This is a genomic window from Nocardiopsis metallicus, from assembly GCF_014201115.1.
Taxonomy (GTDB): domain Bacteria; phylum Actinomycetota; class Actinomycetes; order Streptosporangiales; family Streptosporangiaceae; genus Nocardiopsis; species Nocardiopsis metallicus.
Genome location: NZ_JACHDO010000001.1, coordinates 2,039,303 through 2,060,625 on the forward strand (window position 1 = coordinate 2,039,303; position 21,323 = coordinate 2,060,625).

A 21,323-nucleotide genomic window follows, 5' to 3' on the forward strand; every position below is an offset into this window, starting at 1 on the left:
AGAACGCCCAAGCCTGACAGGACAAGCGGCGCCGGGCAACGTGACCGGGACCCCGCTCAGCCCTCCTCGGGGCGCCGCGGCCATTCGGGCAGGACGTCGCGGTACTCCTCGACGCGGCCGGAGAAGCGGGGCGGGCGCTTCTCCGGGAAGGACAGCGCGTCCTCGGCCGCCTCGCCACCTCCGCCCAGCCGGTGGATCGCCCGGGAGTCCATTAGGTGCGCGTCCCGAGGGCCCTCCGCGCCCGGCATCGACCACAACATGCGGCGGGAGAGCGTCACCGACACCGCGGAGGTGTTCTCGGTGATCCCGCGGGCTGTCCCGTAGGCGGTGGCAAGAAGCCCGTAGGCGGGTTCGGCCCGGGAGACCGATCCTCCGGGGAGAGCCTCCTGGGCCTCGAAGACCCGTCCGGCGGCCACCCACTCATCGCCTGGGAGATGCCGACGATCCGGGGCGGGAACATCTGGAGGACGAGCTCAACGCGGTGATCGGTGCCGGGGCGGCGCGGGGCGGGTTCACCACCCCGTACCCGCGCGGGGCGGACCGGGCCGTGCTGGCCATGTGCCGGGCGGTGCCGCACCGGTTCGACCCCGACGGTGATATCGACTCGACCGAGCCGGCCGAACGGTACGCGGCCCTGGCCCCAGGCACGGTCGGCCACCGCCCGACAGGCCGTGGCCGCAGCCGCAGCCGCAACGCTTCGGTCACCCCGTCTCCACCTCGTAGGCCCCTGGACGGCGGGGCCCGCCCCGAGCGGTGGTCTTCCTGACCGCCACGGTGCGTGAGGGGTCCGAGTCGGCTGTCCCCGACCTGCTCTGTCCGATCTCTCGAGGCCGCGCCGCTCCGCTGGGGCACCGTCCGGAGTCGTCACCGGTCGCCCCCTGGCGCCCGGGCTATCATGAGCCCCGTCGTGGCAGGGCTTTCCGGCGTGCGCCGCTTTCGGGTGTGCTGCGGTTCGCCCGGCCGCGGAGCCGACCCCCGACGCACCCGAGGTGGACACACCCCCATGACCGACGACGCGACGCCGTCCGCTGCTCCCTCCGCCGGCGCCCCCTCCGGCGACAAACCGCAGATCGACACCACCCGGACCCACTCGGCCCGGATCTGGAACTACTGGATGGGCGGCAAGGACAACTACCCGATCGACCGCGCCGCCGGTGACCAGGTGGCCGAGTTCTTCCCCGAGATCGTGGACCTGGCCCGCACCAGCCGCGAGTTCCTGGTCCGCGTGGTGACCCACCTGACCGCTGAGGTCGGCATCCGGCAGTTCCTCGACATCGGCACGGGCATGCCCACCGCCAACAACACCCACGAGGTCGCCCAGTCGATCGCCCCCGAGTCCCGCGTGGTCTACGTGGACAACGACCCGCTGGTCCTCACGCACGCACGGGCTCTCCTGGTCGGCACCCCCGAGGGGGCCACCGACTACGTCGACGCCGACCTGCGCGACCCCGACACGATCCTGGAGCACGCCGCCCGGACCCTGGACTTCGACCGGCCGATCGCGCTGATGCTGATGGGGATCCTGGGCCACATCCCCGACGACGAACTGCAGCCGATCGTGAACCGTCTCGTGGCCGCCCTGCCGTCCGGCAGCTACCTGGCGAGCTACGACGGCACCAACACCAGCGAGGCCTACAACCAGGCCATCGAGGTGGGCAACAAGCAGGGCGACGTGCCCTACCTCCTGCGCAGCCCCGAGGCGGTCGCCGCCCGGTTCGAGGGGCTGGAGCTGTTGGAACCCGGAGTGGTCCCCTGCCCGCTCTGGCGCCCGCACATCGAGGGCGCCCGCAAGGGGCTGGACCAGTACGGCGGAGTGGCCCGCAAGCCCTGACCCGGTGACAGTCCGCCCTTCGCAGGGTTGAGAGGGTCGTGGGGACCGGGGCCTCCGGGACCAAGCCAGCCGAGAGGGGCGAACAGGCCGTGAACACACGCGTCGACGGCTACACGAGGGCGGACTACGGGAGGGTGACCGTGCTCCACGGCGCCGAGCGGGGAGCCTACCCGTACGGGAACTCCCTGCTCGTCAAGGGATCGGACGCGACGCTGGTGGTGGACCCGTCGCTGTCCCTGGTCGAGGGTGCGCCGCCCGCGGACCTGGTGCTGGTCAGCCACGCCCACGAGGACCACATCGCGGGCCTGGGCAGCTACGACGTCCCGGTCCACGTGCACGAGGGCGACCTCGAGGCGCTGCGCTCGCCCGAGTCCCTGGTCGCCGGTTTCGGTTTCGCCCCGGAGGAGGCCGAGGAGGCGGCGGCGATGCTGCGGGAGCGGTTCCACGTGCGAGGACGCCCGGACGCGCGAGGGTTCGAGGACGGCGCGGTGTTCGACCTGGGCGGGCGCACGGTCACGGTCGTGCACCTGCCCGGCCACACCGCGGGGCACTGCGGTTTCCTCGTCGAGCCGGACGGCTTCCTGTTCGTTGCCGATGTCGACCTGACGTCGTTCGGCCCCTACTACGGGGATGTGGGCAGCAGCCTGGCGGAGTTCGAGGCGTCCATCGGCCGCCTGCGGGAAATCGACGCGCGCTGGTACGGAACCGCCCACCAGAAGGGCGTGATCGAGGGCACCGGAGAGTTCCGCAGTCGCCTGGACGCCTACGCCGGGGTGATCCGGCGGCGCGAGGAGACCCTGTTGAGGTTCCTGACCGAACCGCGGACCGTCGAGGAGATCGTCGAGCACCGGCTGGTCTACCGGCCGCACGTGCGGGGGCGCACGTGCGGCCGGTGGAGCGGCGCACGGCCCGGCGGCACCTGGACCAGCTGATGGAGCGGGGCCGCGTCACCGAGGCGGAGCCCGGGCGCTACCGCGTCGTGTAGCCGGAACCGGAGCCGGTCCCTCCCCGGCCGAGCCGGTCCGCGAGCCGGTCGACCGCCCAGACGGTACGCAGAACGGGGGTGTTGAGGACCGGTGAGGGCGCGAAGCGGGGGCGCTCGCGCCACAGGGGGCCGAGGTCCTCGTGGGGCCGGTCGCCGACGATCCGGTCGGCCAGCAGGGTGCCCAGGTAGGGAGCCTGGGACAGGCCGTGCCCGTTGCACGCGATTCCTTGACTTCCTCTCCCGCCTGAAGGCGGGAGAATCCCTTACGCCGCCTGTGGCGGGTTCTCGGGTGGTTCGCGCTTCTCAGACCGCCTACCGGCCAGGTCTCCACGCACTGACACCGCCAGTCCGGCGGCGTGATCAATGTTGTTCGCAGCGTTGGTGTCCGCGTTATCGGTGTGCCCGCAGGTGGGGTCCTTGCACACGAACCTGTCCTGCGACTCCCGGTTCCCGGATGTGATGAAGCCGCACACCGAGCACCGCTGAGAGGTGCCCTGGGCGGGAACCCTCACCACGGTCCCACCACGCTCAGCTGCCTTGTATTCCAGCAGGGTGACAGTGCGCCCCCACGCCTGACCGGCGATGGCGCGGTTCAACCCGGCCTTCTGACGGACCTGTGTGCCGGGGGTTTCCACACTACCCCGGGCAGACCTGGTCATCCCTTGGATGTTCAGATCCTCCACCCCGATGCGGGAGAAGTCCCGCGCGAGTTCGGTAGTGGTCTTGTGCTGCCAGTCCAGGGCTCGGCGCTTGGCTCTCGCGCGCAGCCCGCAGATCTGGTCATAGGTCCGCTTCAGCCGGTTGGAGTTCCTCTCGCCCTGCTTGCGCGCGTGGCGCTGACGTGCGGCCTTCTTCTCCAATCGGCGCAGGCGTTCGGTCTCGCCATCGGTCATCCACGGGCCGTGTTCACAAAATGTTCCGTCGGACAGGGCCAGGGGTTTGGCGATGCCCCGGTCGATGCCCACGGTCGGCCCCTCGTGCGGGACCGGGCTGTCCACCTGGCGTTGGACGCGAAAGACGATGTGCCACCCGTCGGCCTCACGCACCAGGCGGGCGCCGGTGACCCGATTGTCCTTGTTGGTCTGCTTACCGATGGGCAGGCCCCGGGTCCACCGGAACTTGACACGGCCGACCTTGGGGATCTTGACCTGTCCCCATCGGCGGTTGAGCCGAACGATCTGGAGGTCGCGGCCTTGGGGGACGTCGATCGCGGCGCGGGAGCGCATCCGGGCCTTGAATCGGGGCTCGGCGCGTTTGCCCGCCCAGCAGGCCCGCCAAGCGTTGAAGTAGATCTTCAGTACCTGTTGGGCGGCCTGCGCGGGCAGCACCGCCAGCCAGGGGATGTCCTTGCGTGCCTGCTTGATCGCGACATCGGCGTCGGCCAGTGACACCCGCCGGTTCTCCGACGCCATGGTCCACCAGTCGTGGAGGAGGTTCCACAAGGCGCGGGCGGCGTGGCCCTGGTCTTCGACCAGGGCGGCCTGGTCGCGGGTCGGGTCGAGTCTGGCCTTGTGTCCGCGTTGGAGTTGCACAGGGAACCTCCCTCCCGGCGTGTTCGGTGACGTGCTCATTCTATCGTTTGGTTCATGTCACCACGTTGGGAACACAATCCTGAAGTGCGCAGGGGTGTACATGTCGCTTATCACCTTCATGCCCATTTGGTCTTTGTCACGAAGTATCGACGCGGAGTCTTCACCACCGAGATGTTGGGCCGGTGCGAGGAGATCATGCGGGATGTGTGCGCGGACTTCGACGCCGAGCTGAAGCAGTTCAACGGCGAGCGCGACCACGTGCATCTGCTGGTGCACTACCCGCCCAAGGTCGCGCTCTCCAAGCTGGTCAACTCGCTCAAGGGTGTGTCCTCCCGATATCTGCGCCAGGAGTTCACTGGTCAGGTGAACCGCAACATCATGCACGGACGGTTCTGGTCCGGGTCCTACTTCGCCGGGTCGGTGGGCGGCGCGCCGTTGGAGATCGTGCGGCGCTACATCCAGGCGCAGGAGCGTCCCGGCCGCCAGCCCGAGGGGTGGTGGGGCGATTCACCCACCGGCTGAAGCCGGTGGCACTCTCGCCAGGACCAGGTAGACGATCATCGCGCCGGGGGTACCGATGTCGTCGGGGTAGGCGAGCACGGCCCCGTCGAGGTAGCGGCCGCCGCGCCCTTCGATCCGCCGCTCCATCTCCTCGACCTCGGAGGGCGCCCCGCTGGCGAGGTTGACCAGGGTGGTGCCGGTCCAGTCGGTGACGGGGTCGATGGCCGCGAGCGTGGCGGCGTAGTCGGCCAAACAGGCGACGACCAGCCGGGCGGACCCGACCGCCTCGGCGACGGTGCGTTCCGCACTCATGCGTTCACCGGCCAGTGCCTCAGCCCGCTCCGGTGTGCGGTTCCAGACCGTCACCGGGTGTCCGGCGGCCGCGAGGGCCCGCGCCAGTGCGGATCCCATCAGTCCGCACCCCAGGACGGTGATCTCGGTCGGTTCGGCGGCGCCGTGCGGTCCACTCATGGGGGTCTTCCGTTCAGAGAGGCATAATTTTTCGATCTCGAATCGAGTTCGACTTTAGGGGCGCGGAATTCCCACGGTCAACCCCAACCCCTTGACGACCATCGACCGATCGGTAAACTCGAACTCGATTCGAGATCGAGTGTGGTGCGTTCGGGCCGTCCGACCGGGCGCACCGCCGCCAACCCGAACGGAGTGAGCCATGGCCGCGAGGCATGACGTGGTGGCGACCGAAGCGAGCCGTACCGAAGCCGCCGGTTCCGGAGCCGCCCTATGAGCGCGGGGCGGATCGTCTTCATCGGCGCCGCGGGCGAGATGTGCCGCCTGGCCATCGAGCGCTTCGCCAGGGCGGGCGGGGACTGGGAACTGGTCCTGTGCGACATCCGGCCCGAGATTCTCGAGCCGCTGGTCAAGCGGCTGCCGAGCGGGCGGGCCACCGCCCGGCGGCTGGACCTGTTCGACAGCGAGGACCTGATGGATGTGGTCGAGGGCGCCGCTCTGGTGGTCCTGGGCGCGGGCCCCTACATCCGCACCTCCGAGCCGGTCATCTCGGCCTGCCTGGAGGCCAAGGTGCCCTACCTGGACTTCGACGACGACGTCGAGAGCACCCAGGAGGCGCTGGCCCTCGACGACAAGGCGAAGGAGGCCGGAATCCCGGTCTACGTCGGCTGCGGCGCCTCCCCCGGGATGAGCAACGTGCTCACGGTGGACGCTGCCAACGAACTCGACACCGTCGAGAACATCGAGATGTTCTGGCTGGTCGGCGATGAGCGGCCGAACGTGGGCCGGGCGGTGCTGGAGCACCTGCTGCACATCGCCGGCGGAGACTGTTTGACCTGGGAGCACGGCGGACCGGCCATGCACCGCTCGTACGAGGAGACCGGGATCGCCCCGATGGGCGGGGGCCTGGGCGACACCCTCCTGTACGAGACCGGGCACCCCGAGCCGGTCACCCTGCCCCGCCGCTACCCAGGGGCACAGCGCATCCGCTGCCTGGGCGGGCTCCGTCCGGCCCCGCTCAACGGCATCGCCCGGGGCCTGGGCCAGGCGGTGCACGAGGGCCGCATCCCCCAGAAGGACGCGGTCGACTTCCTGCACGACCTCGCGCGGCAGCGCTACGGCCCCTCGGCGGGCTGGCGCCACTCGGCGGCGGGCATGATCGAGCAGATCCGCCGCAACGAGAGCGGGACCGGCCAGACGCTCGGCTTCCTGGCCTCCTCGGCCCTGCACCGGACCGAACCCTGGAAGGGCGGCCTGGTGTCCCGGGTGAGCGGCACCAGGGACGGCAGACCCGCGGTGGCCGTCCGACGCACCCCGGTCAGCGGGCCGCAGACCTACTTCGCTCGCAGCATGGCCACCCTGACCGGCACCGCCTGCGCGGCGTTCATGGTGCTGGCCCTGGACGGGCTCGGGGAGCGCACGGGTTCGTTCGCCCCCGAGGACTGGGCCGAGCCGGAGGCGTTCTACACCGCCCTGGAGCGCGTGGGCACCCCGCGCTCGGAGATCGTGGAGTCGGTGCGCTAGGGACGCCGGTCGCGCGAAACGGATCGGGCCCCGCGACGCTCAACGAGTATCGCGGGGCCCGGCCCGTACGTCGCCCCGGCGCCGACGGGCGGGCGCCGGTCAGGCCGCGGGCGGGGCGTAGGTCTCCAGGTAGGCGGTGACGGCGCGCCGCGCCTCGACCATCGTGGTGTCGTCCCCGTCCGGGCTGTCACGGAAGGCGATGTCGAAGAGGCGGCTGCCGATCTCGAAGGCCAGCTCCAGGGCGAGCTTCGGGGTGTCCTCCCGGAGGAGCCCGTGCTCGACCAGGAAGCGCCAGAGCCGTTCGGCCTGGGCCCGGTCGAATTCCAGGACCAGCTGGTCGAGGGTGGTGTGCCGCCCGGCGAACCACAGCACGGTGCAGCTCGGGTGGCGGCGGAAGTAGTCCCGGAGCAGGCCGATGAAGGCGTCGACGGCCGCGGACAACGTACTCACGCCGGAGGCCTCCATCGACGCGCCGATGAGCGTGTCGAGTTCGCCCACGTGGTAGCGCAGGAGTTCGGCGTCGACCCGGTAGCGGTCGGCGAAGTAGTGGTATACGGAGGCGGTCGGGATGCCCGCCCGCTCGCCGATCGCCTTGAGGGTGGCGGCCTCGTAGCCCTGTTCGCCGAGCAGCTCCTCGGCCGCCTCCAGGATGGCGCGTCTGCGCTGCACCCCTCGGCGCTGTACCACCGGGCGGCTCGGCTCCTGGGTCGTCGGATGTTTCTCGAACACGATTCGGGATCGTACCAGCACCGGGCCCGGCTCCCCCTTTCCCCCGCTTCCCATGACTCCTCCGCTCCGTGGTTGACAGGCGCCGACCACCGTGCCATAAACTCGAACTCGATTCGAGATTGAGTTTACTATCCGTGGGCGGCAGGACGCCCACCGACCGCCTCGCCGCAGCGGGCGAGAGCGACAGATCGGAGAGTCATGACCGACAGCTGTGACGTCGTGGTAATCGGCGCGGGCCTGGCCGGGATCACCGCGGCACGGGACCTGGGAGCGGCAGGACACTCGGTGCTCCTGCTGGAGGCGCGAGAGCGAGTCGGCGGCCGCACGCACACCGGCGAGGCCTTCGGCCACCCGGTGGAGCTCGGCGGCAGCTACGTGCACTGGTCCCAGCCGCACGTGTGCCGCGAGCTCCAGCGCCACGGCATCCCCCTACAGGTGCCGATCGAGGCCGACACCGTGCACTGGCTGGCCGACGGCTCCGTGCGCTCCGGCAGCCAGGAGGAGTACGCCGAGATCGCCGCTCCCCTGGCAGCCCGCTACTTCGCCGACGCCCGCGACCGCTTCCCCCTCCCCCTCACCCCCGGCCTCGTCGACAACGGCGACGTGGAGAAGCAGACCCTCGGCGACCGGCTCGACGAACTGGACCTGTCCGCCCACGACCGCGACGTCCTGGACGGCATGATGGCCACGCTGGTGCACTCCTACGGCGAGCAGGGCCTGGCCCAGATGCTGCTGTGGGCGGCCACGACCTTCGGCGACTGGGGCGCCTTCCTCGAGACCGCCGGATTCTGGCCGATCGAAGGCGGGACCACCCGGCTCGTGCAGGCCGTGCTCGGCGAGTCCAAGGCCGAGCTGCGCCTGTCCACCCCGGTCGCCTCGGTGGAGGACGACGGTGGCGGGGTCACCGTGACCACCCGCGCGGGCGAGCGTTTCCGGGCCGGGCACGCGGTGCTGGCGCTGCCCCTGAACACCCTGGGCGAGGTGGCGATCGCCCCTGAGCCCGCTCCCCCGGTACGTTCCCTGATCGAGCGCGGGCACCCGGTACGCACCGCCAAGGTCTGGGCCCGTGTCCGGGGTGAGATCGAGCCCTTCGGGGCCTTCGCCCCGCTCGGTTCGAACCCCGTCACCACCGCCCGGGTGGAGCACCGGCACGAGGGCGACACGCTCGTCGTCTGCTTCGTCTCCGATCCCGCGTCGCTGGCCGCCGACGACCGCGCGGGAGTCCAGACCGCGCTGCGGACTTTCGTCCCCGGCATCGAGGTGTTGGAGACCGCAGGCCATGACTGGGTCGGCGACCCGTTCGCCCGGGGCACGTGGGCCCACCACCGCCCCGGGGACCTGACCGGGGCGCTGCCGCTGGTGCGGGAACCCCACGGGCGGATCCACTTCGCCGGCGGCGACATCGCCCCGGTCTACGTGGGCGGGATCGAGGGCGCCCTGGAGACCGGGGCCAGAGCCGCCCGGAACATCGAGGCGGCCCTGGCCGCCACGGCTGAGGGGAGAGACCGGTGACCGCCACACCCGCGGACCGGGGACGGTTCGCCGACACCGACGTCGACGTCCTGATCGTCGGGGCCGGGATCTCCGGGATCGGCGCCGCCTGCCAGCTCAGGGCGCGCCGCCCGGGCACCTCGTTCGCCGTCCTGGAGGGGCGCGCCTCGCTCGGCGGGACCTGGGACCTGTTCCGCTATCCGGGCATCCGCTCGGACTCGGACATGTCCACCTTCGGCTACGGCTTCCAGCCGTGGACGCGCCGAAGGGCGATCGCTGAGGGGCACAGCATCCTGGACTACCTGCGCCGCACCGCGCACGAGCACGGGGTGGAGCGACACATCCGGTACGGCCACCGGGTGGTCGGAGCGGAGTTCTCCTCGGCCGAGGGGCGATGGACCGTCACCGCCCAGGTCAGCGACCCGCGGGAGCCCGGCCCGCAGGGCGCCGTCGAGTCGCGGGCGGTCACCCTCACCGCCCGCTTCCTCTTCCTGGGGACCGGCTACTACGACTACGACTCCGGATTCACCCCCGACTTCCCCGGGGCGACGGAATTCGAGGGCCGGGTGGTTCACCCCCAGCACTGGCCCGAGGACCTGGACCACACCGGAAAGCGGGTGGTGGTGATCGGCAGCGGTGCCACCGCCGTCACCCTGGTGCCGTCGATGGCACCCGAGGCCGAGCACGTCTCCATGCTGCAGCGCTCGCCGAGCTACGTCTTCTCCATGCCGTCCCGGGACCGGCTGGCCGCCGGGCTGCGGCGGCTGGTCGGCGAGCGACTCGGCCACCGCCTCATCCGGCGCCGGAACATCATATTCACCCGCGGGATCTACAAGGCCTGTCGACGCACCCCCGGCTTCATGCGCAAACTGCTCATCGCCCACGTGCGCAGACGCCTGCCCCACGGCTTCGACGTGGACACCCATTTCTCCCCCGCCTACGACCCGTGGGACCAGCGGCTGTGCGTGGTACCCGACGGCGACCTGTTCGAGGCGCTCTCCTCAGGGCGTGCCTCGGTGGTGACCGACCGGATCGCGCGCTTCACCCGGCACGGCCTGCTGCTCGAATCCGGGCGTGAACTGCCCGCCGACCTCGTCGTGACCGCGACCGGCCTCAACATGGTGCCCTTCGGCGGCATCCGGCTGAGTGTGGACGGGCGGCAGGTGCGGCCCCGGGACACCACGGCCTTCAGGGCGATGATGCTCGACGGGGTGCCCAACCTCGTCTTCGCGCTCGGGTACACGAACCTGTCGTGGACGCTCAAGGTGGACCTGGTCTGCGAGCACTTCTGCCGGCTGCTGGACCACATGGACGCCCACGGGCACGACATCGTCCAACCGGTACTGACCGACACCGCCATGGAACGGGTACCGCTGATGAACCTGAGCGCCGGTTACGTGCGCCGGGCGATCGGGGCGTTCCCGCGGGCTGGGACCCGGGGCCCGTGGACGGTCGAGATGGCCTACGAGAAGGACGTCCGGAGGTTGCGCGGGGGTCCGGTCGCCGACGACGCGCTGCGGTTCTCCTCGGCCCCGGCCGCCGTACCGGCCCCCCGCGCGGAGGGCCGCCGATGAAGAGGGGCGAGATCACTTTCCGGAGGAACGACGACGAATGCGCCGCCTGGCACCTGCCCGCGGTGAGCGACCGCCTCGCCACGGCGTCAGGGCGGCCGTGCGTGGTGATGGCGCACGGTTTCGGCGGTACCCGGGACGCGGGGCTCCTGCGCTACGCGGAGGGCTTCGCCGAAGCGGGGATCGACGCGTTCGTCTTCGACTACCGCGGTTTCGGGGCCTCCGGCGGCACCCCGCGCCAGGACGTGTCGGTCCGCGGACAGCGGCAGGACTACCACGCGGCCCTCGCGGCAGCCCGCGGCCTGACCGGTATCGACCCCGACCGGATCGTGCTGTGGGGGACGTCGTACTCGGGCGGACACGTACTGGCGGTGGCGGCGCGCGACCGGGGTGTGGCGGCGGTGGTCTCGCTGACACCCGCCGTGGACGGGCTGGCCACCCTGGCGCACGTGGTGCGGCACGCGGGGTTCGGGCGGCTGCTGCGCCTGGCCGGGCACGGGCTGCGCGACGCCGCGCGCTCCCTGGCCCGGGGGCGGCCGCACCATGTGCCGATCGTGGGCCCGCCCGGGTCCAGTGCGGTCATGACCACCCCGGACGCCGAGCGGATCATCGCCTCGATGGCGGGTCCCACCTGGATCAACGCGGTGCGTGCCCGAGCCGCGTTACGGGTGGGGCCGAACCGGCCGACGCTCTTCGCCGGGTTCGTGCGGTGTCCGCTGCTGATACAGGTGGGGACCAAGGACCTTGTCGCTCCGCCCGCGGCCGCCCGCCGGGCCGCTTCGAAGGCGGGCCGCTGGGCATATCTGCGTGAGTACCCGCTCGGCCACTTCGACGTCTACGACGGACCGTGGCAGCTGCGGGTGCTGGCCGACCAGATCGAGTTCCTCACCCGCGTCCTGACCCCGTCGAACGACCGACGGCTACCCCCCTCCGCAGAAGGAACGCTCAGCGCATGACCAGTACGTACGACCACATCATCGTCGGCGCCGGATCCGCGGGCTGTGTGCTCGCGGCGCGGTTGTCCGAGGACCCCGACGTCCGGGTGGCGCTGATCGAGGCGGGCGGCCCCGACCACGCGCAGGAGATCCACGTCCCCGCCGCCTTTCCGCAGCTGTTCAAGTCCGGCCTGGACTGGGACCTGGACACCGAGCCCGAGCCGGGCATCGACGGACGGCGCGCCTACCTGCCCCGAGGCCGGGTGTTCGGCGGTTCCAGCTCGATCAACGCGATGATCTACATCCGGGGCGACTGGGCCGACTACGACCGCTGGGCCCGGGACGGGGCCGAGGGCTGGGCCTACGCCGACGTCCTGCCGTACTTCCGGCGGGCGGAGGACAACGAGCGCGGCGAGGACCGGTTCCACGGGGTTGGCGGACCGCTGACCGTCAGCGACGGCCGGTCCGGGCACCCGCTGCCCGCGGCCTTCGTCCGGGCCGCCGAACAGGCCGGGTACCCGGCCAACGACGACTTCAACGGCCGAACCCAGTTCGGGGTGGGCCGCTACCAGCTCACCCAGCGCGGCGGTCTGCGGTGCAGCGCTTCTGTGGCCTACCTGCACCCGGCCCTGGAACGCCCCAACCTGACCGTTTTCCCCTCGGCCACGGCCCACCGCGTGGTGATCGAGAACGGCCGGGCCGTCGGTGTGGAGATGGAACGGGACGGCACCGTCGAGATGGCGCGCGCCGAACGCGAGGTGGTCCTGAGCGCGGGCGCCTACGGGTCCCCGAAGCTGCTGATGCTGTCCGGGATCGGGCCCGCGGCCGCCCTGGCGGCCCTCGGCATCGACGTGGTGCGCGACCTTCCGGTGGGCCAGGGGCTCCAGGACCACTACATGGCGCTGCTGAACTTCCGTACCGACGTCGCGTCGCTGCTCGCGGCACCGACCCCGGAGAACGCCGCGCTGCTGCAGAACGAGGGGCGCGGACCGCTGACCTCCAACATCGGCGAGACCGGCGGGTTCTTCCGCAGCAGGGAGGACCTGGACTCCCCCGACCTGCAGTTCCACGCCGCCAACGTGCTGTTCCATCAAGAAGGGCTGGGCGCCGCGACCGAGCACGGTTTCGCCTTCGGGCCGTGTGTCCTGGCACCGACCAGCCGGGGCGCGGTGACACTGCGCTCGGCCAGGCCCGACGCCGCGCCCCGGATCACGCACAACTACCTGACCACCCGGCAGGACCGGGACAGCCTGCTCGCCGGGATCCGGATCGCCCTGGAGATCGCCGCCCAACCAGCCCTGGCCGACCTCATCACCGGGCCGTTCGGCGACACGCCGACCGGGGGTTTGGACGCTGACCTCCTGGCCTGGGCACGGCGATCCGGCCAGACTCTGTACCACCCAACATCAACCTGTGCCATCGGCACGGTGGTCGACCCCCAACTGCGCGTCTTCGGCGTGGAGGGCCTGCGGGTCGTGGACGCCTCGGTGTTCCCGGCCGTGCCGCGGGGCAACACCAACGCGCCCACGATCATGGCAGCGGAGAAGGCGGCCGACCTCGTCAAGGCGAGCGGCGGCCACACCAGGGGCGCGTGAGGAACGCTCACGCGCCCGAGGAACGGAGTAGATGTGCAATCCCAGTGGCCAGGGGTCGGCTCCCTTGTGAACAAGTGGAACGCCGCCCGCAGGGCACGCGCCGAGCGCGACGCCCGGCAGGAGGCCGAGCAGCAGGGGGCCGAGGCCGAACAGGAGACCGAGGACGACGCGCGCGCCGGTGACCTGCTGCGGGTGATCAGTGACGCGGCCTGGCGCCTGCTGGTCATCGGTGTGCTGGCGGGCCTGCTGGTCTACGCGCTCACCTACCTGGCGGTGGTCACCCTCCCGATGATCATCGCGGTGTTCCTCACCGCCCTGCTGATGCCCCTGGCCAACTGGCTTCGCCGGCCGAACCCGATCAAACGGAGCGGGTTCGGCCGCGGAACGTCGACGGTGCTCACCCTGCTGGTCGCCCTGATCGTCTACAGCGGGGCGGTCACCCTGATCGTGACCCCCGCCGTCGCCAGCTTCGACGCCCTCGTGGACAGCGTCAACCGCGCCGTCACCCAGCTCCAGACCATGGACCTGCCCTTCGGCCTGGACCCGGCGCTGCTCACCGACGCGATCAACAACGCCTGGGCCCAGGTGCAGTCCCTGATCACCGAGAACAGCAACCAGATCCTCAGCGGTGCGTGGACAGCGACCACCGCCGTGACCCGCGTCGTACTCGGGATCGTGCTGATCATCGTCCTGACCATCTACTTCGTGCACTCGGGCGACAAGCTCATGGACTGGGTCGCCGGCCTGTTCCCGCCCCGGTCCCGCCCGACCCTGCGCCACTCCGCACAGGTGTCCTACGACGTGATGGGCAACTACATCCGGGGGGTGGCGCTGGTAGGTGTGTTCGACGCGGTGGGTATCGGCATCGTGCTGCTCATCGTCCTCGACACCAGCCTGGCCATCCCGCTGATCGTGCTGACGTTCATCGGCGCGTTCCTACCGATCATCGGGGCCTTCCTGAGCGGGCTCATCGCGGTTCTGGTCGCCCTGGTGACCGAGAACTGGATCATCGCGCTGGTCGTGCTCGCCGCGGTCATCATCGTGCAGCAGCTGGAGAGCAACGTGTTCGCGCCGCGCATCTACGGCCGGGCGCTGGAACTGCCCTCGGCCGTGGTGCTGATCGCCCTCACCATCGGCGGCATCCTCGGCGGCATCGCCGGCCTGTTCCTGGCCACCCCGGTCGCGGCCGTGCTGGCGGCTCTGCTGCGCAACCGGCCGACCGCGCACCCGCAGTCCGGGGACGAGCACGAAGGCGCCCGGGAGGAGCCCGCCCAGGAAGGCTCAGGCAGCACCAGGGCAGGCGGCTGAGGCCAGGGCCCAGCAGGCGCACGGCCCCTCCCGAAAACCGGACCATCCGGATTCGTGGCGGTCACGTTCAGCGTCATCGACCACCTCCTGGTCGTACCTGTGATCGACCTTTCCTGGCCCAAGAACCAACACTCATCACTCCCTGTCATCCTGACTGGCGAAAAGAAACGGAGAGTGATCAAATGCCCTACGGACCAGCGGCCGACTCCGGAGCCACCCTGGCCGTCACCGGCTTCGCCACCGGACACCTGTGGATCATCGCCATCGGCCTGCTTCTCACACTGGTGGGCACGGCCTGTATCCGGTTCTCCTTCCGCTCCGGGGTGGGGCCGACGCAGTAGTGAGCCGCCAACTCGACGAACTTCCACGGGCTCGCTGTGTGCGCCCCGGAGTGGTCGCCGCTCTCGGGGCTCTGGCCCTGTGCGGCTTCCTGTCCCGGGGCCCTTCACCTCATCGTCATGATCCGCCACGGGATCGGAGCCGAAGCCAACCTGGGCATGGTCTGGTTGGCGTGCTTCGCGCTCCTGTGGTGGGTTCCCCTGGCCTGGTTCGAACGTCCCTTCCGGATCACCGCCGACCAGCGGGAGGCACTCGACCGACTGTTCGTCACCGTGCAGATCCCCGTCTACAACGAGGACCCGCGGGTCCTGGAGATGTGTCTGCGGTCGGCACTCGAACAGAGCCGGAAGGTGGACCGGGTCAGGGTCGTCGACGACGGCTCCCACGATCCGGACACCGGGGCGGTGGTCGACTACGCCGGAATCCGCGACGCGTTCCTGCGCAGGGCCGCCGAGGCCGGGGCCACCGCCACGTGGGACCGCACGCCCAACCGGGGCAAGCGGTTCGCGCAGGTGCGCGTCCTCGCCGACGACGACGCGGACATCTTCGCCACGCTCGACAGCGACTCGGTCATGGACCGGCACGCCGTCCGGGAGGGTTTGGCGCCCTTCGCCGATCCCCGGGTGCGTTCCGTCGCCGGGCACGTCATCGTGCTCAACCGGGACGCCAACCTGCTGACCCGGATGACCGGTCTGCTCTACCTGCCGTTCACACGAGGGCTGCGCAGTGCGCAGTCGGTCATGCGCAGGGTCACCATCAACTCGGGAACGTTGGCCTTCTACCGGGCCCACCTGGTCCGGAACGCCGCGGGGGTGTACGAGAACGAGAGCTTCATGGGTCGTCCCATGCAGATGAACGACGACTCCATGCTCACCTGCGGTCGGACCGCGCAGTGGGGTACCCGCGACAAGGTCGAGGTCTCCGCGTAACCGGAACCGAAAAGGGCGAGGGCCGTGTCACTCCTTGCGGCAGGGCCCTCGGCCTCTCTTCGTCATCACTCCGTGAGTCGCGGAGCGCGTCCACCGATGTGGTGTCCGGGTGGGTCACGGCCTCGGCGTTGGCCATGAAACGGCGGATCCGCTCAACGCCCTCCCCCGCTTCGGGCCCTCGTTCCCCTTCGGCCCGGGCACGGGTGCGCACCTGTCGAATCCGGGCCGACATTTGGACACGGCCTGCCCTCGACGGTGCCCGGACCGGGGAATGCTGTCCGAGCAGGCGAGGGCCTGCAAGGGAGCACCGCGGGTCAGCCGGAGCGGGGTCCACCATTCCGGGCGGCTGATTCCACGGTTCTGTGAGCAGGAGGCGATCCGATGACGGCACCCACACCGCGGGAAGAGGCCGTGTCCGGAGACAGCACGTCCACGAAGGGGTTCTCCGTAGCCTCGGTCCCACCCCGTGTGTGGGTGGCGCTGGGCCTGCTGGTCGTCGCGGTCGTCTTCGTGACCCAGAACCGGGACGTGACCGAGATCCAGCTCCTGTTCATCTCCCTGACGGCGCCGCTGTGGGGCACCCTGGCCGTGTCGGTCTGTGTCGGTCTGGCCATCGGGCTGCTGCTGCGCCCTTCGGAACGCCGCAAGCGCAAGGGCTCGAGGAGATGACGGTCCTCACCGGAGAGGTTCACCCTCCGACCGGACCGGCGTCGACACGCTGACCGGCCGTCGTGTCCACCACCACGTGGAACTGGGCGGGGATCCGGCCCCGCAGGTCCGCCAGGAGATCGTCCGTCGAGGGCGCCGACTCATCGACGAGGACCTCGACGTGCATGGTCCTCGATACCAGCCGCACACTCGTCACCGAGGAGTCCGGCTGTCCGGACAGCCACCGGTCGGCCGCGTCCTCGACCCGGTTGGTCCACACCGTGATCAGCACGGTGGCGGCCGTGTTGGCCGCCAGGGGTACGAACACGGCCGCGAACAACAACCCCAGGGCCAGGTACGCCCTGCGCGCGGCCCGCCTGTTCCGGTGCTCCCGGGGTTTGCCGTAACCGGAGGCCGCGAACACCACCATCCCCGCGAACACCAGCGCGAGAAGGTTGGACAGGAACAGCACGAGCGCCCCCGCCGCCTGCCACAGGTCGGCCTTGCCCAGGCAGACCCCCGCCACCACCAGGGGCGGAACCAACGAGATGGCGATGGCCACGCCCGGAAGCACCGCCGCGACGTCCCGGCGGGCCAGCCCCACGGCCCCGGCCGCTCCGGTCGCCAACGCCGCGACCAGAGCCATGAGCCCGGGCGAGGTCCGCCCGGAGACCTGCGCGTTCTGGAGCAGGTCGTAGCCGCCCGGCACCACCAGGGAGAACAGCAACCCGACGCCGACCACCAGCAGACAGCCGAGCACGACCGTCCGAACAGCACCGGTCCGGCTCTGGCGGACGATGTCCAGGGCGATCCCCATGATCGGGGTCGACAGGGGTGCGATGATCATGGCTCCGATCACCGTGGCGGTGGAGTCGGTGAGCACCCCGCCGGCCGCGATGACCGACGACAGTGTCAGCATCGTCCAGAACGCCGACCTCTTGGCCCGGCTGTCGCCGACCGACAGGTCGAGGTCCTGGGCCAGCTCGTCCGGCGTACGCCGTTGCGAGGCGGGCAGGACACGTTCGAGGAATCCGCTGAGCATGGGTCGAGTATCGCCGCGGCCCCCTTCAGCGGGAGTACGACACGGCGCGATCTGCCAGGTGAACTTTACTGACCGCGTCGGCGACGCGGTCGACGCGGTGCGCGGGGATCCCGGCGAGGTTGATCCGGCCCGAGGGCAGGCCGTGGACGGCGTGGTCCTGGCGCAGCAGGCCCATCTGGGTTTCGGTCAGGGGCAGGCGCAGGAACAGGCCGCGCTGCTCGCGGAGCGGCTCGAAGTCCGCGGTTCCGGTCCGGTGGGCGAGGGCGTCGGCCAGGGCGGTGCGCAGGGCGCTCAGGCGCTCGCGCATGGCGTCGAGTTCGTCGGTCCAGCGCATGCGCAGGCCGGGTCCGGTGAGGATCTCGTGGACGATGCGCGCGCCGTGGTCCGGCGGCTGGGAGTAGCCGGCGCGGGCGACGGTCTCCAGGACGCTGTAGGCGTGCGCCCGGCGGGCGGGGTCGTCGGAGACGACGATCGCGCAGCCGGTGCGTTCGTTGTACAGGCCCCAGGCCTTGGAGGCGCTGACGGCGACGACCGCTTCGGGCAGGACTTCGAGCATGCGGCGCATGCCCGCCAGGTCGGCGTCGAGCCCGTCGCCCAGGCCGAAGTACGCCTGGTCGATGAAGGGGACCACCCCGCGCGCGGCCATCGCGTGGGCGAGCTCCTCCCAGCGCTGTACGGGCATCTCGGTACCGGTGGGGTTGTGACAGCACCCCTGGAGCAGGAGCACGTCGCCGGGGGCTGCGCCGGCGATCGCGGCGAGGGCGGCGTCGGGATCGGGGCGGCCGTCGGGCAGCAGCATCGGGTACTCGCGTACGCGCAACCCCGCGGTGCGCAGGATCGTGCGGTGGTTGAGGTAGGCGGGGGTGCCCAGGTGCACGGTCCGGTCGGGCCCGGTCTCGGCGAGGAGTTCGGCCAGCAGCCGCAGCGCCCCGGTTCCGGCGACCGACTGGACCGCGAGCGTGCGGTCGCGGACCTGTTCGGCGGGGAAGAGCAGTTCGGTGAGCGCGGCGCTGAAGGGGCGGTTGCCCGCCGGGCCCAGGTACTCCTTGGAGGGTGCGCGTTCGGCGAGGCGGCGTTCGGCCTCGGCGACGGCGCCGAAGACCGGGGAGGCGCCGGTGTCGTCCCGGTAGACGCCGACGATGAGGTCCAGGCGCTGCGGGCGCCGGTCCGCGTCGCAGGCGGCGGTGAGCTGCCAGAGGGGGTCGGTGCGCGGGGCGCGCATGGACGGCATCAGCATGAGGGCTCCAGTTCGGGTCGGCGGCCCGCGGCCGGGGTGCGGGGCAGGTCGGGCGGAGACGGCGGGCTCGGTGGTGCGGGCCGGGCGGCCAGGAGGTTGAAGGCGACCACGCCGGTCAGCACCAGCAGCAGGGTGACCGTGGTCGCGACGGTGACCGGCTCGCCGAACAGCGGCACGGCGAGGAGCAGGGTCAGCACCGGGCTGAGCGCGCCCAGGGTCGCGGCGACCGGACCGCCGAGGCCGCGGATGGCGATGGCGTAGCAGAGGGCGGCGAGCACACCCACGCCGATTCCCTGCACGACGATGAAGGTCAGGACGTCGCCGAGGGCGGCTCCCCGGGGCAGGGAGGAGGGGACCAGGCCGAGCAGGATCGGCGCCCCGGACAGCAGGGCGGAGGGACCGCAGAGCACGATCGCCGCACTGACCGGGTCAAGCACGGTCTCGCGCAGCGCCAGGGTGTACACCGACCACACCAGTCCCGCGCAGAGCAGGACAGCGACCCCGGCGACCCGGTCCGGGGAGGTGGCGGCCACCACGGTCACCGCCACACCCAGGACGATCAGCACCAGCGCGCCCAACTGGGCGGGACGGGCCCGGGTCCGCCAGAGCCCGAAGGCCAGCACGGTGACGAACAGCGGCACCGTCCCCGGGATCACGATCCCCACCAGCGCGGCGCTGGTCAGGGATCCGCCCCAGGCGGCGATGAGGAAGTACGGGAGCCCGGCGCCGACGCACAGCGCCGCCAGGACGCCCTTGCGTTCGCGGCGCACGCGGCGCAGGGCTCGGGGGATCCAGGGGGCGAGGACGATCAGCGGGGTGAGGAAGCGGAGGAAGGCGGTGTCCAGGGCGGTGAGGTCGGAGGCACCGATCCCGCGGATGCTCAGGGCGAACCCGGCCCACAGCACCACGGTCGCCGCCATCGCGGCCAGCCCGACGGCGAGCGAAGGGGTGCTGGCGAGCGCGGAAGGGGCGCCGGTTGGTCTGCTCATAGGAGCGACGGTACGGAAAACACCGAGACTGACGATTGCAAATTATTGCTTACAGAACGACGATATTGGCAGAATCTGCCATATGAACGCATTGGACGAGATTGATCTGCGGATTCTGCACGAACTCCAGAGCGACGGGCGGATCAGCAACCAGGAACTGGCCGACCGGGTGGGGCTGTCCCCGTCCCCGTGTCTGCGCCGGGTGCGCCGCCTGGAGCAGTCCGGTGTGGTGGACAAGTACACCGCCGTGGTGGACCCGACCGCGGTCGGGCTCGACATCACCGCGTTCGTTCGGCTGCGCCTGGACTCGCACGGCACCGGGGTGGTGGAGCGGGTGGAGGAGGCGATCCGGGAGATCCCGGAGGTCATCGAGGCCTACCTGCTCGCGGGCGACCACGACTACCTGCTGAAGGTCGCCGCCGGTTCGTTCGCCGCCTACGAGGAGCTGATGCGCACCAAGCTCCGCGCCATCCCGGCGATCTCCTCCATCGAGACCACCTTCACCATCAGCGTCACCAAACCCACCTCCCCGCTCCCGATCCGCGAGGGCGCGCGCCCGTAGCCTGTCGGCATGGACAAGCACGAAGGTGTCGGCGTGAGCGTCGACGCGATGCTGGAGGACCTGCGGACGCTCGTGGAGACCGAGTCCCCCTCACGTGACCTGGCCGCCCTGGAGAGGTCGGCCAAGGCGGTGGCGTCGATGATCGAACACCGGTTGGGCGGACGGGCGGAACTCGTCGCGAGCCCGGCCGGCCCGCACGTGCGATGGTCGGGCGGGGGCGAGCCCCGGGTACTGGTCCTGGGACACCACGACACGGTGTTCCCGATCGGCACCCTGGAGCGGCGCCCCTTCCGGGTGGCGGACGGGCGCGCCACCGGCCCCGGGGTGTACGACATGCTCGGCGGGCTGGTGCAGGCCGTGCACGGCCTGGCGGCCCTGGGCGACCTGACCGGGGTGGAGTTCCTGGTGACCGCCGACGAGGAGGTCGGCTCGCACCACTCGCGCGCGCTGATCGAGGAGCGGGCACGAGCCTGCGGCGCGGTCCTGGTTTTCGAGGGCGCGGCCGAGGGCGGACACCTGAAGGTCGCCCGCAAGGGCTGCGGGACCTTCGAGGTGACGGTGCACGGCCGGGCCTCGCACGCGGGCCTGGAGCCCGAGGCGGGGGTGAACGCCCTGGTGGAGGCGGCCCGCCAGGTACTGGACATCGCGGCGCTGAACCGCCCGGAGGCCGGCACGACCGTGACACCGACGGTGGCCTTCGCTGGGACCACGGACAACGTGGTCCCGGCGAAGGCGTCGATCACCGTGGACGTGCGGGTCGCCAGCGACACGGAGCGCGCCCGGGTCGAGGCGGCCTTCGCGGCCCTGACCCCGCACCTGGACGGGGCCCGGATCACAGTGAGCGGTTCGGTGAACCGCCCGCCGATGCCCCCGGAGGTGGCCGGGGAACTGCTGGCTCACGCCCGAAAGCTGCTGCCCGGCGTCGAGGGTGTGGCGGTCGGCGGCGGCAGCGACGGGAACTTCACCGCTGCGCTGGGGGTGCCGACCCTGGACGGCCTGGGTGCGGTCGGCGGCGGCGCGCACGCCGACCACGAGTACCTGATGGTGGACTCGATGGCCGAGCGCGCGCACCTGGCCGCCGGCCTGGTGAGCGCGATCCGGGGCTGA

22 protein-coding genes are annotated in these 21,323 nt (G+C 71.2%); 15 read left to right on the plus strand and 7 right to left on the minus strand.

Annotated features, from left to right (window positions below; translation table 11 throughout):
- Positions 1-56 precede the first annotated feature (56 nt).
- Complete coding sequence (locus HNR07_RS08685; protein WP_184364189.1) at positions 57-416, minus strand: Clp protease/crotonase-like domain-containing protein; 360 nt, start codon at positions 414-416, stop codon at positions 57-59.
- 65 nt (positions 417-481) lie between these two features.
- Here HNR07_RS08685 and HNR07_RS08690 point away from each other — a divergent pair, with 65 nt between their 5' ends.
- The 3 genes from HNR07_RS08690 to HNR07_RS08700 all read left to right on the plus strand — a co-directional run bounded on the left by HNR07_RS08690 (position 482) and on the right by HNR07_RS08700 (position 2,763).
- Entirely contained in the window at positions 482-766 is a 285-nt protein-coding gene (locus HNR07_RS08690) for a hypothetical protein (protein WP_184364191.1), read from the plus strand.
- Positions 767-1,003: 237 nt separating this feature from the next.
- Positions 1,004-1,831 carry an SAM-dependent methyltransferase gene (locus HNR07_RS08695; RefSeq protein ID WP_184364193.1) on the plus strand — a complete coding sequence of 276 codons (828 nt, stop codon included), beginning with the start codon at positions 1,004-1,006 and terminating at the stop codon, positions 1,829-1,831.
- An 89-nt stretch (positions 1,832-1,920) separates the two neighbouring features.
- Positions 1,921-2,763 carry an MBL fold metallo-hydrolase gene (locus HNR07_RS08700; protein ID WP_312893693.1) on the plus strand — a complete coding sequence of 281 codons (843 nt, stop codon included), beginning with the start codon at positions 1,921-1,923 and terminating at the stop codon, positions 2,761-2,763.
- A 316-nt stretch (positions 2,764-3,079) separates the two neighbouring features.
- On the opposite strand, the gene HNR07_RS08705 is transcribed toward HNR07_RS08700, so the two are convergent.
- Positions 3,080-4,348 (minus strand): RNA-guided endonuclease InsQ/TnpB family protein, encoded by a 1,269-nt coding sequence (locus HNR07_RS08705; RefSeq protein WP_184364195.1) that lies wholly within the window; start codon positions 4,346-4,348, stop codon positions 3,080-3,082.
- Between the two features lie 54 nt (positions 4,349-4,402).
- Here HNR07_RS08705 and tnpA point away from each other — a divergent pair, with 54 nt between their 5' ends.
- Positions 4,403-4,870: an IS200/IS605 family transposase gene (gene tnpA, locus HNR07_RS08710; protein ID WP_184364197.1), complete on the plus strand. Its 468-nt coding sequence runs from the start codon at positions 4,403-4,405 to the stop codon at positions 4,868-4,870.
- On the opposite strand, the gene HNR07_RS08715 is transcribed toward tnpA, so the two are convergent.
- A complete protein-coding gene (locus tag HNR07_RS08715) occupies positions 4,856-5,320 on the minus strand; it encodes an NAD(P)-binding domain-containing protein (RefSeq protein ID WP_184364199.1) in 465 nt (154 codons plus the stop codon). The two genes, tnpA and HNR07_RS08715, sit on opposite strands and share 15 nt — an antisense overlap.
- A 270-nt stretch (positions 5,321-5,590) precedes the next feature.
- Here HNR07_RS08715 and HNR07_RS08720 point away from each other — a divergent pair, with 270 nt between their 5' ends.
- Positions 5,591-6,841: a saccharopine dehydrogenase family protein gene (locus tag HNR07_RS08720; RefSeq protein WP_184364201.1), complete on the plus strand. Its 1,251-nt coding sequence runs from the start codon at positions 5,591-5,593 to the stop codon at positions 6,839-6,841.
- A 99-nt stretch (positions 6,842-6,940) separates the two neighbouring features.
- Here HNR07_RS08720 and HNR07_RS35525 read toward each other — a convergent pair whose 3' ends face one another.
- Positions 6,941-7,570, minus strand: a complete 630-nt coding sequence (locus tag HNR07_RS35525; protein WP_221318756.1) for a TetR/AcrR family transcriptional regulator — start codon at positions 7,568-7,570, stop codon at positions 6,941-6,943.
- 198 nt (positions 7,571-7,768) lie between these two features.
- Here HNR07_RS35525 and HNR07_RS08730 point away from each other — a divergent pair, with 198 nt between their 5' ends.
- From HNR07_RS08730 to HNR07_RS08765, 8 genes are all read left to right on the plus strand, one after another.
- A complete protein-coding gene (locus HNR07_RS08730; protein WP_184364205.1) occupies positions 7,769-9,082 on the plus strand; it encodes a flavin monoamine oxidase family protein in 1,314 nt (437 codons plus the stop codon).
- Positions 9,079-10,635 (plus strand): flavin-containing monooxygenase, encoded by a 1,557-nt coding sequence (locus HNR07_RS08735; protein ID WP_184364207.1) that lies wholly within the window; start codon positions 9,079-9,081, stop codon positions 10,633-10,635. Before HNR07_RS08730 ends, HNR07_RS08735 begins: the two co-directional genes overlap by 4 nt.
- Positions 10,632-11,588, plus strand: coding sequence for an alpha/beta hydrolase (locus HNR07_RS08740; protein ID WP_184364209.1), 957 nt, complete (start codon positions 10,632-10,634; stop codon positions 11,586-11,588). Before HNR07_RS08735 ends, HNR07_RS08740 begins: the two co-directional genes overlap by 4 nt.
- A complete protein-coding gene (locus HNR07_RS08745; protein ID WP_184364211.1) occupies positions 11,585-13,162 on the plus strand; it encodes a GMC family oxidoreductase in 1,578 nt (525 codons plus the stop codon). The genes HNR07_RS08740 and HNR07_RS08745 overlap by 4 nt, the downstream gene beginning before the upstream one ends.
- Before the next feature lie 66 nt (positions 13,163-13,228).
- Positions 13,229-14,470 carry an AI-2E family transporter gene (locus tag HNR07_RS08750; RefSeq protein ID WP_184364213.1) on the plus strand — a complete coding sequence of 414 codons (1,242 nt, stop codon included), beginning with the start codon at positions 13,229-13,231 and terminating at the stop codon, positions 14,468-14,470.
- Positions 14,471-14,652: 182 nt separating this feature from the next.
- Entirely contained in the window at positions 14,653-14,811 is a 159-nt protein-coding gene (locus HNR07_RS08755; protein WP_184364215.1) for a hypothetical protein, read from the plus strand.
- Positions 14,812-14,928: 117 nt separating this feature from the next.
- Positions 14,929-15,738: a glycosyltransferase family 2 protein gene (locus tag HNR07_RS08760; RefSeq protein ID WP_246420194.1), complete on the plus strand. Its 810-nt coding sequence runs from the start codon at positions 14,929-14,931 to the stop codon at positions 15,736-15,738.
- A gap of 381 nt (positions 15,739-16,119) precedes the next feature.
- On the plus strand, positions 16,120-16,407 hold the full coding sequence (locus tag HNR07_RS08765) for a LapA family protein (protein ID WP_221318757.1): 288 nt from the start codon (positions 16,120-16,122) through the stop codon (positions 16,405-16,407).
- A gap of 19 nt (positions 16,408-16,426) precedes the next feature.
- Here HNR07_RS08765 and HNR07_RS08770 read toward each other — a convergent pair whose 3' ends face one another.
- Genes HNR07_RS08770 through HNR07_RS08780 form a run of 3 tightly spaced genes read right to left on the minus strand, consistent with a single transcriptional unit; the run spans position 16,427 to position 19,654 of the window.
- Positions 16,427-17,428: a TIGR00341 family protein gene (locus HNR07_RS08770; protein ID WP_184364217.1), complete on the minus strand. Its 1,002-nt coding sequence runs from the start codon at positions 17,426-17,428 to the stop codon at positions 16,427-16,429.
- Between the two features lie 25 nt (positions 17,429-17,453).
- Positions 17,454-18,665 (minus strand): aromatic amino acid transaminase, encoded by a 1,212-nt coding sequence (locus HNR07_RS08775; protein ID WP_184364219.1) that lies wholly within the window; start codon positions 18,663-18,665, stop codon positions 17,454-17,456.
- Positions 18,659-19,654, minus strand: coding sequence for a DMT family transporter (locus tag HNR07_RS08780; RefSeq protein WP_184364220.1), 996 nt, complete (start codon positions 19,652-19,654; stop codon positions 18,659-18,661). Before HNR07_RS08780 ends, HNR07_RS08775 begins: the two co-directional genes overlap by 7 nt.
- A gap of 82 nt (positions 19,655-19,736) precedes the next feature.
- On the opposite strand from HNR07_RS08780, the gene HNR07_RS08785 reads away from it, so the two are divergent.
- Positions 19,737-20,216, plus strand: coding sequence for an Lrp/AsnC family transcriptional regulator (locus HNR07_RS08785; protein WP_184364222.1), 480 nt, complete (start codon positions 19,737-19,739; stop codon positions 20,214-20,216).
- Positions 20,217-20,225: 9 nt separating this feature from the next.
- Positions 20,226-21,323, plus strand: coding sequence for a M20 family metallopeptidase (locus tag HNR07_RS08790; protein ID WP_184364224.1), 1,098 nt, complete (start codon positions 20,226-20,228; stop codon positions 21,321-21,323).